This window comes from Paenibacillus sp. WC2504 (assembly GCF_052682475.1).
The window spans coordinates 1,821,066-1,834,421 of sequence record NZ_JBQZFH010000001.1; the positions used below are offsets into that span (position 1 = coordinate 1,821,066).

General features: G+C 43.7%; 12 protein-coding genes. 10 read left to right on the top strand and 2 right to left on the bottom strand.

Translation table 11 applies throughout. The features are described from left to right. Window positions 1-233: 233 nt before the first annotated feature. The 7 genes from ACUN27_RS08250 (at window position 234) to ACUN27_RS08280 (ending at window position 8,530) form a co-directional block, all read left to right on the top strand. Entirely contained in the window at window positions 234-1,151 is a 918-nt protein-coding gene (locus ACUN27_RS08250; RefSeq protein WP_315952097.1) for a family 43 glycosylhydrolase, read from the top strand. A gap of 281 nt (window positions 1,152-1,432) precedes the next feature. After that, the gene (locus tag ACUN27_RS08255; protein WP_445558723.1) at window positions 1,433-2,743 is read left to right on the top strand and encodes an extracellular solute-binding protein; all 1,311 of its coding nucleotides are present in this window, start codon (window positions 1,433-1,435) and stop codon (window positions 2,741-2,743) included. Window positions 2,744-2,803: 60 nt separating this feature from the next. Continuing rightward, a complete protein-coding gene (locus ACUN27_RS08260; RefSeq protein WP_315952094.1) occupies window positions 2,804-3,724 on the top strand; it encodes a carbohydrate ABC transporter permease in 921 nt (306 codons plus the stop codon). Between the two features lie 33 nt (window positions 3,725-3,757). Beyond that, entirely contained in the window at window positions 3,758-4,579 is an 822-nt protein-coding gene (locus ACUN27_RS08265) for a carbohydrate ABC transporter permease (RefSeq protein ID WP_315952092.1), read from the top strand. Window positions 4,580-4,676: 97 nt separating this feature from the next. After that, the gene (locus ACUN27_RS08270; RefSeq protein ID WP_315952090.1) at window positions 4,677-6,458 is read left to right on the top strand and encodes a cache domain-containing sensor histidine kinase; all 1,782 of its coding nucleotides are present in this window, start codon (window positions 4,677-4,679) and stop codon (window positions 6,456-6,458) included. Further along, window positions 6,451-7,236: a response regulator transcription factor gene (locus tag ACUN27_RS08275; RefSeq protein WP_315952088.1), complete on the top strand. Its 786-nt coding sequence runs from the start codon at window positions 6,451-6,453 to the stop codon at window positions 7,234-7,236. The genes ACUN27_RS08270 and ACUN27_RS08275 overlap by 8 nt, the downstream gene beginning before the upstream one ends. Then, window positions 7,229-8,530, top strand: coding sequence for an ABC transporter substrate-binding protein (locus ACUN27_RS08280; protein WP_326063229.1), 1,302 nt, complete (start codon window positions 7,229-7,231; stop codon window positions 8,528-8,530). The genes ACUN27_RS08275 and ACUN27_RS08280 overlap by 8 nt, the downstream gene beginning before the upstream one ends. Window positions 8,531-8,749: 219 nt before the next feature. Here the strand turns inward: ACUN27_RS08280 and ACUN27_RS08285 are convergent, their stop codons facing one another. After that, window positions 8,750-10,054, bottom strand: coding sequence for an amidohydrolase family protein (locus tag ACUN27_RS08285; RefSeq protein ID WP_445558724.1), 1,305 nt, complete (start codon window positions 10,052-10,054; stop codon window positions 8,750-8,752). Between the two features lie 158 nt (window positions 10,055-10,212). On the opposite strand from ACUN27_RS08285, the gene ACUN27_RS08290 reads away from it, so the two are divergent. The 3 genes from ACUN27_RS08290 (at window position 10,213) to ACUN27_RS08300 (ending at window position 12,419) form a co-directional block, all read left to right on the top strand. Continuing rightward, complete coding sequence (locus ACUN27_RS08290) at window positions 10,213-10,641, top strand: MarR family winged helix-turn-helix transcriptional regulator (protein ID WP_315952082.1); 429 nt, start codon at window positions 10,213-10,215, stop codon at window positions 10,639-10,641. Between the two features lie 331 nt (window positions 10,642-10,972). After that, window positions 10,973-11,353 (top strand): cupin domain-containing protein, encoded by a 381-nt coding sequence (locus ACUN27_RS08295; protein WP_326063230.1) that lies wholly within the window; start codon window positions 10,973-10,975, stop codon window positions 11,351-11,353. A gap of 13 nt (window positions 11,354-11,366) precedes the next feature. After that, the gene (locus ACUN27_RS08300) at window positions 11,367-12,419 is read left to right on the top strand and encodes a Gfo/Idh/MocA family protein (protein WP_315952078.1); all 1,053 of its coding nucleotides are present in this window, start codon (window positions 11,367-11,369) and stop codon (window positions 12,417-12,419) included. Window positions 12,420-12,431: 12 nt separating this feature from the next. On the opposite strand, the gene ACUN27_RS08305 is transcribed toward ACUN27_RS08300, so the two are convergent. Continuing rightward, window positions 12,432-13,157, bottom strand: a complete 726-nt coding sequence (locus ACUN27_RS08305) for a helix-turn-helix transcriptional regulator (protein WP_445558725.1) — start codon at window positions 13,155-13,157, stop codon at window positions 12,432-12,434. Window positions 13,158-13,356 lie beyond the last annotated feature (199 nt).

Below are 13,356 nucleotides of genomic sequence, written 5' to 3' on the forward strand. Positions count from 1 at the left end.
TATCGCCAATTTAGGAGCTACTCTTCCAAGATTTTCGGCAGGGCAGTCCTTTTTGTGTGAATGATATTGAGGAAGTTCTTGCTTTGGGTGAAAGACTTCGTCAAAGCGGGCTGCTGTTAATTGACGAAATTACATTTCCAAAGCGGGACGCGGGAAAAACTATTTGATAGAATTTTCGGATAAATGCTATACTGTACCAATGTATAATTTATCCAGAAAAAGGAGAATGAAAAATGATGTACTATGCTGATCATTCCAGGGGAAAGCCATACGCTAAAGATCCGGCTGTTGTAAAATTTAAAGGAAAGTATTGGATGTATTATTCCATTCCTTCCTATGAAGACGGGCGTCAACCGGACGGTTGGGGCATAGGTATTGCTGTAAGCGATGATCTGGAGCAATGGGAACGCGTTGGTGAAATGACAGCGCAGCATCCTTATGAAATCAACGGAATATGTGCTCCCGGGGCTATTGTATTGAACGGAAGCATTCATTTGTTCTATCAAACCTACGGGAATTTCCCAAAAGATGCGATTTGTCACGCCGTTTCGGAAGACGGGCTGCATTTTGAGAGAAATAAGTCGAACCCCGTGTTTTCGCCAACAGGTGAGTGGAATAACGGTAGAGCTATCGATGCCGATGTTATTATTCACCAGGATAAGCTGTTCCTTTATTTTGCGACGCGCGATCCCAAGGGTGAAATTCAAATGCAGGGTGTGGCAACAGCGCCACTTGATTCTGACTTTGGAGCAGGCGCATGGACTCAAGCTTGTGACCAATCAATCCTTAAGCCCGAGCTTCCTTGGGAGGGGCAATGTATCGAAGCGGCCGCGACGTGTAAGCGGAATGGCAAAGTATTTATGTTTTATGCGGGTGCCTATAATAATTGGCCGCAGCAAATAGGATGTGCGGTAAGCGAAGACGGAGTGCATTTTCAAAGGCTGTTTTCAGAGCCTCTTTTGCCGAATGGCGAACCGGGCAGCTGGAATTCTAGTGAGTCAGGTCATCCATATCTATTCGAAGATGAAGATCAGCGCACTTATTTGTTCTTTCAAGGCAACAACGATAACGGGGAAACTTGGTATTTGTCCTATGTCGAGATTGGATGGGAAGCTGATGGTAACATTCCGGTAATTATCCCTCCACTCTAATTTGTTGAAATGAATGAATACCTGATAGATTTGTCGAATGGTAATAACAAAAAAGCCGTCAAACCCACTGTAGCAGTGATTTTGAAGGCTTTTTCGTTATATGAAATGAATTTCTCCAGAAGCATTCCCCCGGCATCACTCCTTTATTCATTTCTGTTAAAACCTACATACCCAATCAAATTGGCATTTTAGCCTATCAAAGTACCTTTTTTATGCGCAGGGACCGGTGATATTATGAAAGCGTAAACAAACAATATAAACATATCGAGAGGGGTTCCCCAATGAAGAAATGGATTGCTATGCTTTGCGTATGCGCGCTGTTTGTTATTTCAGCTTGCAGTGGCACTAAAACTGCGGCACCGGCAGCACCTGACTCCAAACCAACCCAACCTGCTCCTGCTGCGGCCGGGGAGAAAAAGAAACTGTCGTTATGGTATATAGAAACGGGGAAGCGGAAGGAACTGATTGAGGCAACGATTCAACAGTTTATGAAGGATCATCCCGACGTGGAAGTGGAAGCGGTTCAAATTCCTAATGACCCTTACAAAACGAAGTTAACCGTTGCTATGGGCGGCGGAAATCCTCCTGATATTTTCCATTCTTGGGGCGGCGGTTGGCTGAAACAATTTGTAAGCGCTAACCAAGTGCTGGATTTAACCGGTAAAATCAGCACCGATACCTTTATCCCTGCCGGGATCAGCTCCGCTACTTTTGATAATAAAGTATACGGCGCACCGGTGGCTTTGTCCTTAGTTCCTGTTTATTACAACAAGGAAATTTTCGCTAAATACAATTTGCAGCCGCCTCAAACTTACGACGAGCTGATGACGATTGTAGAAAAGCTTAAAAAGGAGAATATCATTCCTTTTGCGCTTGCAAATAAAACGAAATGGCCTGCTGCTTTGTTGTTCATGTATTATGCAAACCGTCTTGGGGGTTCGGAAATTTTTAACGAAGCCTTTGAAAGAAAAGGACGCACATTTGATGATGAATCCTATATAAAAGCTGGAGATATGATCCAGGAGCTGGTCAAAGCCGGCGGCTTCAATCCAGGGTTTAATGGTATTCAATACGATGCGGGAAATTCACGTCAGTTGATGTATACGGGCAAAGCTGCAATGGAAGTGCAAACCTCCTCGTATATTAACAACGTCCGTACCGAAGCGCCTGACTTTGAGAAAAAATTAGGCATGTTCCCGTTCCCGACAATCAACGGTGGCAAAGGGAAAATTACTGACGTAGTCGGAGGGGTATCACCTGTACTTTCCGTATCTTCCAAAACGAAATATCCTAACGAATCAATTGAGCTGATTAAAGCTTTAACATCCAAGGAGCTGGGACAAAAATTAGCTGATCAAGCTGGCACAATCTCGGCACAGAAAGGTATTACTTACACGGATGCCTTTGCCAAACAATTAAACGACATGTTGAGCAGCGCGACTTCCTTGCAAACGTTCTATGATCAAACGTTGCCATCGGAATTAGCTGAGCTGCATAAAGATACAACGCAAAATATATTTGGCCAGTCCATGACTCCGGCCGAGGCAGCTAAACAAATGGAAGCTAAAGCAAAAGAAGTATTAAAGAAATAAAGTCATTCAAGGGGAGGGATGCCTCCCCTTCTACTATTACACCAAGGAGAGGGGCTTCCCATGAACAGCAATGCCTCGCCACAAAACATACGCCGGCAAAATAAGATACAAAACAGCCTATTTTTATTATGGTTTATCGGTCCGGCGCTGCTCGTTTACTTGATTTATGTGATTTATCCCATCTTTGCTACTTTTTATTACAGCATGTTTAAGTGGAGCGGGATTCAGACTGAAAAAACGTTCATTGCGTTGCAAAATTACGTAACTCTATTGTCGGATAACGTTTTTTGGATGACGGTTTCTAATAATTTACTGCTGGTTATCGCTTCCGTTGTTACACAAATTCCTCTCGGACTCGTTATGGCGCTAATTTTGTTTGCTCCGCTAAAGGGAATGCGGTTGTTCCGAACCGTGTATTTCCTGCCTTTGCTCATGTCAACCGTAGCAGTAGGGATTTTGTGGTCGCTGATCTACGATCCGATGTTCGGCGTTATTAATAAAACGTTGGAGGCTATAGGGCTCGGCTCGTGGCAGAACGGTTGGCTTGGAGATACGAAAACCGCTTTTATCGCAGTTATCATTACTATTTGTTGGCAGTACACTCCGTTTTATATGATTTTGTTCCGAGCGGCCATTTCCGGAATCCCGACGGACATCTACGAGTCGGCTGGAATTGACGGCTGCAGCGGCTTTAAAAAGTTTTGGCATATTACGCTGCCGTTAATTAAACCAACGATTATTACTTCCTCGGTTTTATCAGTAATCGGCTCGTTAAAATATTTTGATTTAATCTTCGTCATGACGGAGGGCGGTCCCTCCAGCAGTACAGAGCTAATGGCCACATATATGTATAAGCAGGCCTTTTCGCAATTCAATATGGGATACGCGAGCTCGATCTCATTTACTATGTTTGTTATCGCATTTGTGGTTGCATTGATCATTTTGGCAGCGGACAGGTCCCGCGCGAAGGCAAACCAATAGGAATATGACATAGATAAAGAAAGGGTGATCACCATGCCTTCCATAATAAAGCATACAGGGCTTTATTTGATCGCGGCCATTCTGCTGGTTTTTACAGGCTATCCATTTATATATATGATTGCAACTTCTGTAAAAACACAAGAGCTGTTTTTTCAAAATCCAACTTCTCTCTGGAGCAACTTTGTGTTTGAAAACTATGCGCTCGTGTTTAAGCTCGGAATCGATCAATATTTTATCAATAGTATATTGATCTCGGTCGCTAGCGTGTTTGCCGTTATTTTATTATCGGCTATGGTCAGCTTTCCCTTGTCCCGCATAAGATTCAAGTTGAACCGGCCTATCTACTATGTATTTCTTGCAGGCATGATGATTCCGGTGCATACCACATTGATCCCGGTTTATCTTCTTACAAAGGAAATAGGATTGTATGATTCGTTGTGGGCGCTATTGGGGCCGTATATTTCATTTAGCCTTCCGGTTTCCATCATTATTTTGACACAATTCATCCAGGAAATTCCGCGCGAACTGGATGAAGCGGCTATCATGGACGGAACCTCGCAGCCGGCATTATTTTGGAAAATCATATTGCCACTGCTTGCTCCGGCGCTTGCGACGATAGGGATCTATAATTTTATTCATATATGGAATGAATTTGTTTTTGGCTTGGTGCTTATCACAACACCTGAAAAAATGACACTGCCGCTCGGATTACGTGCGTTTTACGGTGAGTTTTCCGTTAACATTCCTGGAATCATGGCTACATTGACACTGGGAACCTTACCGCTGCTAATCGCTTATTTTCTTTCCCAGGAAAAAGTGGTCAGAGGTTTATCAGCCGGCGCTGTAAAAGGATAAGTTTCCGACAGGTAAATATAAGTTGTTTGCAAACCATTCCTATGATGTATACTATGGGGTATGGTTCTTTTTGTTAGGAATAAAGGATGTGTTTAGCATGAACAGGATTATAGGCGCCTTGCAATTGAACCGGACAAGAGTGCAAATCTTACTTGGCTTCCTGCTGGTTATGATGGTTGTCCTGTCCATTGCAGGCGGATTGGTTTACCGTTCAATATCCGAGCTGTTGGTCCGCAATACCGAATCCTACGTAGGAGAAACAACCAAGCAGGCCAGTGCCCGCTTGGATGCGGTGCTTGCACAGGTTGACACGCTTAGCTTGCTGCTGATGACGGATGCCCGGATCCAACAGTTATTGTACAAAGTTAAACAAGGAGAAACCGTAACGGTTGACCAAAAGCTGTCCGTTCGGCCTATTTTGATTAATTTGATGACCTTTTCCGATCTCATTCAAGGCATTGAGCTGTACGCGGGCGATGAGCCGTTCTATCCGTTGGAAAACCAAAATTTATTGGAACGCATCGGCCAGGAGGCTGCTATTTTCGCCAATTTGAAAGAGGGGCAGCTTGTATGGGCGGACACAAAGCAAAAGGAGAACGGTCACCTTCTCGCTGTGCGGCAAATCCGGTTGGAGGATGACTATCTGGCTGGAGGAGGATACATTGTCTTCCGAATCAGCGATTCACTTCTTGACTTTTTTAACACGGAGTTCTCTTCAATCAAGGGAAGCACGATGCATTTGTACGACCAGCATCAACAACTTGTCGCATCCAGCTCTCCCTCGCTGCTGACATCGGTCGATCCATCCTTATTGCTTAGCCCGGCTCCGCAGGGAACTCATTCCATCATTAATATACACGGGACGGATTATCTTAAGATTATTCGGCAGTCAACGGAAACCCACTGGTCCATTCTCATGCTTGTCCCTGTAAGAGCGATTACAGAAGGGCTGCTCGTACTCAAGCAGGCTTTACTTTGGTCGTTAATTGTCGGCGTTGTTTTCTGTCTTCTGCTTTTGTGGATACTTTCCAGCTTTATTACAAAGCCGATCCGCAGGCTCAGAAATAAAATGCGCATTCCGTTCCTCGGGCTGCCGCATCTGAATGAAGAGGTCTATTTTAATTTTGAAATGAATGAGTTGAATATTTCTTATAACAATCTTGTCCGGGAATTGCATCAGCTGGTGCAAACGGTTTACGAAAAGGAACGCCTCAAAAACCAAGCGGAAATCAAAATGCTGCAAGCGCAAATTCACCCGCATTTTTTGTTCAACACGCTCGAATCGTTATATTGGACATTGATAGATAAACAAGAGGAAGAAGGCGCCCAGACGGTTATTGCCTTATCCAAGCTGTTCCGGTATACGATAAATGCTGCAGACAAAGATGATTGGGTGAGCTTAACAGACGAAATAGAGCATTGCCAGCGTTATATGGAAATTATGAAATACCGCCTCGGCCACCGCTTAAACTGGCAGTTCCATATCGAACCGCTGACCCAAGAAGTAAAGGTTCCCAAGCTGTTGATTCAACCGTTAATAGAAAATGCGATACAGCATGGGATTGAACCGAAGATTGGAAATTCATCGCTGCTTGTCTTGATACGGTCCGTCGAAAAGGATGGGGAAACCTTGCTAGGTATACAAGTTAAAGATGATGGCGTAGGAATGGAACGGCAAGCTCTTGAAGCACTAATAAACCGATTGGAACCATCCGGCCGGCCGGATACTTCTTCCAAATCAGGCATTGGCCTCTTAAACGTACAGCAGCGTATTAAGCTTTATTACCGCAATCATTATGGAGTTTACATTCAAAGCAGCCCGGAGCAAGGGACTGTTGTGGATCTATATCTTCCTTACGGAGTTGAACGCGATGTCTGAACTTCCTTGTATTCTTATAGCCGAAGACGAGCTGCCTACCCGAAACGGCATTATGAAAGCGCTACAAACTTGGTCGGAAGGAAAAATCAATTTGCAAGTGGCGGAAAACGGGATGGAAGCCTTCCAATACCGAAAAACAAATCCAGTGGATTTACTGATCACGGATATCCGGATGCCCGGTTTAAACGGGATACAGCTTCTCGAAAGACTGAAGAAGGAAGGCTTGCAGACAAAATCCATTCTGCTTACGGGCTATGCGGAGTTTGAATATGCCAGAAAAGCGCTGACTCTTGGCGCGGTGAACTATATTCTGAAGCCGGTCGAATTCCAAAATTTAATTTCGGCCGTAGAGGAAGCCTTTGAAGAGAACAAGCTGTGGAAACGGGGCAACCATGATTCCTCCTTCACTGTACCGCAGGTGCTTAACGATTCAATCCGTAAGTCTTTAGTCTATATTTCTGCCGAGCTGTGGAATCCGTCTCTTGGGATCAAGGATGTGGCCGAGCATATTCATTTGAACCCCAGTTATGTTTCGGTGTTGTTTAAAGAGGAAACCGGCTATACGTTCAGTGATTACTTGACCCGGCTGCGGCTCTTCAAAGCTAAGGAATTACTGCTTGGAACCGATATGAAAATATACGAAGTAGCCGAACGTACGGGGTTCAGCTCTTCTAAATATTTCGTGAAGGTTTTCCGTGAGGCGGAGCTATTGACTCCCAAGGAGTTCCGCAATGAACATAAAAAAATGATGAATAAGAGCGGGTTCGGCCATGAATAGAACGCATAAGCTAAACCTGTTGATTGCAGCCGTGCTATTAGTCACTTTATTATTTACTATATACAGCAGGAGGGATGCTCCTAACGTTTCCCAGTCTCCACCGGCAGCGCCTTCTGTTTCTTCGGCCCCGGTAAAAATTACGTTCTGGAACGTCGAGACCAATGACCTTCGACAAGCTTTATTAAATCAAAGCATCCAAGCCTTTAACCAGACTCATAAGGCTGTTCAGATCGTGCCTTATTTTTATGAAGTGGAAACTTATAAAGCCAAGCTTAAACTGTCCATGATTTCTGGAAAAATGCCGGATTTGTTTTATTATTGGACAGGTGAGTCGTTTAAGTATATGGTTGATTCCCAGATTATAGCGGATTTAACCGAGAAAATGCAGGAAAGGCCCGCTTTTATGAAGCAGTTTTATCCGGAAGCGCTGCAATATGCTACTTATTATGACCGGTTGTATGGGCTGCCACACACAACCAGTCATGTCGTGTTCTGGTACAACAAACGAATATTCGCTCAATATGGCATTATGCCTCCGCAAACATGGGATGAATTAATGTCGGCTGCGCAGCAGTTATTGAATAACGGAATTCCACCGTTTACCGTCTCCGGCAAGGAAAGATGGCCACTTCTCAATTGGTTCGCCTATTTGTCTAACCGTATGGGAGGCTCGACTCCTTTTCAGCATGCAATAAAGAAAACAGGTGACTTTACCGATCCCGCCTTTTTAGAAGGGGCTCAATTATTCCGCGGTTTGATTACGGCAAAAATGTTCGTGCCTGGCTTTTTAGGCTTGGACGGGCCGAAGGCCGAGGATATTCTTTTAAAAGGTGAAGCGGCCATGTATTTGCAAGGCGATTGGGTTGCGGAAAAAATGCTCAGTAATCCGGACATCGGCTATTTCCGCTTTCCGACGGTTCACGGCAAAGGCGATCCTCAAGTCTACTACGGAGGCTATTCCTCAGGCTGGGCCATTTCCGCTAACAGCAATCGGGATGCGGCCTTTGAGGTGCTTTCATCGATGTTGGGCATGGAAGAGAGAAAGAAGGTTGTTGAGGCGAGCGGGCTGCTCTCTACAGCAAAAGATATGCCTCTTGATAGAAATATTATGAACCCACTCGTATACGATTTTGTTACCTTTATTGAAAAAGATCCCGTCGATTTTTTCGGTTATTATGACCAAGAAATCGATCCGCACAGATCTCAGCTGTTATTGAATGCTGTAGTAACGATGGCCAGCGCGCCTACGATGTCTCAGGAGGAGATCGAGGATTTATTGAAACAGATCCGGTAATCTGTATTGCATTTAAACCCAATATGTCGAAAATGAATATTTGTTATTTGGACAAGTAACTAAAGGAGAACTATTGTTGAATACCACAGTGGCTGCTAATAAGAGAGCAAGGGGTTTGGGCTGTAGGAATTGAAAATACTTTCATCTCCTAAGGTTGTTGTAGAGCAGGGCACTCCTCGAAGTAGAGTGCCCTGCCACAAAAATTAAAAATAATTAACTTTATTTTTGTACGCCTTTGAACCATATAGCTTTAATAGACAGGGTATCAGAGATATTGGTAGTTGGGTCGCCATTGACCAGTACTAGGTCAGCGCGCGCACCTTCGGCAATACGGCCACGATCATAAAGACCGAACCGGCGGGCCGGTTTCGAAGTAGCCGATTGAAGTGCTTCTATTGGAGTGAACCCGGCTGTAACCAGTAACTGCAATTCATGATGTACGCTGGCTCCATGAGCAAGGCCGCCAAGGTTCGGAACGGGGACGGGGGCGACATCCGTCCCAACCAGAATATCCACACCGGCCCTGTGAAGATCCATTACATTTTTAAAGCTATTTTCTATATTGCCTTGCGGGAAAGTATTAAAGCTTGAGTTCAAAATATCAATCCATTCCAGACTTAATTTGGAATGAACACGTGGGTCATTCGCCAATTGCGATGCTGGGTTCCCAAGAATGGATGAGTTCAAAACCAAACACGGTGTAACAAATACGCCGGAATCGACGATGGATTGCACCAGCTCCGGCGTGTAATCGGGCCTATCGATAAATAGGTGGCCCAATCCGTCTACGCCAAGATTGATGGCGGCTTGGGAAGAATGAGCAGTCAAGACGTGGGCGATGACGATTTTATCGAACTTATGGGCTTCTTCCACCGCTGCTTTTAGAATTTCGTCGCTTAAAACAGGCAGTCCAGGAGCGCCCATGACTGTTCCTTCTTCAATCATAATTTTTGCATAGTCGGCTCCATTCTCCACTTGGGTATGCACATGTTTAATCGCTTCTTCCACCGTTGTTACTTGCGGCACTTCTTCGTGATCGTGGGCGTAAGCGGCTAGCATAGCTTCCCGGTCTTCCTTCGATAACTTCTCCAATTCCTTTAATACGAATTCTGGAATCTCATCACCATCTGGCAGCAATTCATCCGGGTGACCTCCAGGAGCGGTGATTGCCGTACCTGCAGAACGGACATCGGCGATGTCATCCATATTTTTCAATTGGATCGCACGTCCTCTTTCTGTAAAGTCACCGTTCATTTCGAGTTCTGTCGTCACCCCGAAACTTAATGCATCCCGTAATCCACCGATGGAAGTATGAACATGCGCATCAATTAAGCCGGGCAATAATGTTGCATCCTCAGCATCGATAATTGTTGCATTCGCCGGAATGTCGCCACCTACTGCAACAATGGTTTCCCCTTTGATGACAATACTCCTTGATTCTATTACTTTTTCTCCATCGAAAATACGCACATTCGTAATAGCAGTAATTTTTTCAGCAAAAGAGCTTTGGACTACATTGTTCATATTGTTATTCCTCCTCGGATACGCCTTAAAACACTTCGAAGTATAACTGTTAGGAAACTAACTGTCAATGAACTAATATTTATTTGACATACAACCTTGGTGTTTGTATAGTTTACTTACTAACAGTTAGTTTTCTAATAATATGAGGGGGTACGCTCATGAAGCCTCACAAGAATACGCCTTATCTGGATTTGTTTCAGGTTATTGGGCTTAAGTTAAAGAAAAAGGCGGACGAGAGCATAAAAGAGTTAGGGCTAAACGCTCAACAAGGAAAAATAATTGGCTATATTTATGAGAACCAAGATACTGAATTAATTCAGAGGGATCTTGCTGAGCGGTTTCATCTACGCGGGGCTAGCATCACAGGTATGCTTCAAGGTCTTGAGCAAAGAGGATTCATCGAGCGGAAAATCCCAGTCAATAATGAACGACAAAAAAATATTTATGTTTTGCCAAAGGCCGTTGAATTGATTGAAGACTTTAATGAGTCCTTTCAGAAAGTGGAGGACGAAATCGTTCAAGTCCTTTCCGAGGATGAGAAGCAAATCTTAAAGGAATTGTTGATCAAAATTAATGACCGCTTATAATTGCGCTTGGAATCTCACCCGTGGTTTGAGGTGCTTAATTCAACGAAGAACGATAGTTGAATACCACAGGGGCTGCTATGAAGCAGCTCTTTGTCTTTTCATAATTAAATCGGGTAGATTTACATACTCAAGATAGAGAAGAGCAAGATTTATCGGAACTTAGAGGACCGGGACTCCGTTGGGGTTCCGGTTTTTGGTTTTATCAAAATAGGTTCACATCGATTTTTAACAAATGATCATCGCCTTTTTACATTTACAATCCAGTTAGTCAAACCTATGATTAATTTAGCTAAAATGTTCATACAACTCATGATTGGAGAGGAGTTACTTTATGAAAAAAACGGATTTTATTGAAAACAAATCACAAACGTATGAGACTCGTCAAAATTGCCATGGTGGCAAAGGTCCATTTCAACTAAAGGATCTTATTCAAACGGTGTCAACAAGTGAGAAGCTGTACATCAAATTCATTCATGATGATATCATCCCGCCAGGTTCTACCTTCGGCTATCACCAGCATAACAGTGATGTTCCTATGGAAGAGTGGTATTACTGCATTTCTGGCCATGGAATTATGGAGCTTGATGGAAACCAACACGAGATGTCCCCCGGCGACATAAGCGTCTGCCGTGCAAACGGAAGTCACGGTCTTATCAATAACGGTCCCGAGGATTTAAGAATTATTGTGATATATGCTTCAGCAATAAAATAAGGGAGGGATAAGCTTGAGCAAAAGAAAACTTAGAGTAGGTGTTGTCGGATTAACAGTAGGTGCAAGTCATGTTAAAGACTACGCCAGTAGCGAATCTGTCCAAGAAATTGTGTTGTGCGACGTAAATGAAACAAGACTGAAAGAGATAGGCGATAAATATAACATTTCAAAAAGATATACGGATTTCGATAAGATGCTAAAAGAGGAAAACTTGGATGCGATTAGCCTCGCAGTTCCTAACTTTTTGCATATGAAGCTTTCCATTCAGGCGATGGAAGCAGGGGTGCATGTGTTGTGTGAAAAGCCTATGGCAAGAAATGCAGATGAGGGGAGAGACATGCTTGCTGCCTCGATAAAGCACAACAAGAAGTTGATGATTAACTTCAATCAACGTTTTCTACAAGAATGTCATACGTTAAAATCCGTGATTGACGAAGGCAAGCTAGGCGATATCTATTATGTCCGAACGCTATGGCAGCGCAGAAGAGGAGTGCCATGGTGGTATCCGCTTTCATCTGGAAAAGAAATATTCGGCGGTGGAGCTCTCATTGATCTTGGCGTGCATGTACTTGACCGTGCTATGTGGTTTTGCGGGTATCCAGATCCGGAATGGGTACTTGGAAATACATTTTGCAAGGTCTCCAAAGAAGAGGCTGCGCGCAAAGGCATTCAGAATTTCGAGCTTGATGACATGGGAGTAGCTATGTTTCGCATGATGGGCGGGTTGATGATTGAGTTGGAAGCATCTTGGGCCAGCAATCGAGAGAACGAGGTGATTACAACACGGATTTATGGCTCCAAAGGCGGTGCAGTCCTGCATAGAGTAGTTGGAGATGGGAACGATTCCTGCAATAAAGTATTTTTAGAAATTGGCGGAGAAGTTCATGACATTCCATTAGAAAATATGAAGACTACTAAGATGCCGAACGTTCGGCAAGCGTTTTTAAATGCCATTATTAATGATGAAGAGGTACCTTGCACGCCTCAACAGGGACTTAAGATCACTCAAATGTTAGATATGGTTTACTCGAGTGCAGCAAATGGCACACCGGTCAAATGGGAATGATGGAAGAAGCCTTCAATTGCGAAATCTGCTAGGAGACATTCCCGTTTTAGATTGAAAAAAACGGGAAAAATTATAGATGTCAGAAAAGCCGCAACTGCCCGCTATGTCCGTGATACTGAGCGTAGACATGCGCAACAGAGTTTTGGCAGTTTCCAGCCTGCAGCGCTGCAGATAAGCGTAAGGCGTAACGCCGCGTTCCTGTTTGAAAATACGAATAAAATGATCTGTCGTAAGGGAAAAGTTCTGGGCAAGTTCGCTCATATCATACTGGAGCTCTGGGTGTCGTTGAAACCCTCGGCATAGCTCATCAATTTTTAACGTATAAACTCCGGCAGGAGTTGGCGTTATATGTTGATATTCCGTAATGAGTGCTTCTAGCCATATTCTCATTTGCGGCAGGCTATTTCTTTCTTCGGCTAAACGAAAGCGATTAAAAATTTCTAGTACAAAATGATATTGATCAAAATGGCGATGCTCAAGCAAGTCACACAAGATGTCCGGATTACGCAATGTAAAATCTATATAACGTACATCAAGGCTGGCATTTTCATTTTGATAGGCGTTGACCTCTTTTTTGTAATTTATAAAAAACACATCACCAATGCTTAATTTATAGGCGTTCTTGCCCAGCATGATTTGACCTTCTCCACCCCAAATACTCCACAAGGTAAACCCTGGATGACAACCGACGGGAACATGCCATTTCCATTCTGAAACGCAGTGCTTCCCGTAATGCATGGACAGGATCTCCATCTAATCACCTCGTTTGTTAGGTATCGATTTTTCATAAATAATTGTTTCATTTATAAACCGAATCGTCAAGTTGTTATTATCGTAATTATTTTTATTTCCAGTGCACAGGACTACATGTATGGACTGGATCACATGCATAAACCAATCAATGGTTAATTCACAATGGTTGGTTTTTTTGTTCTTT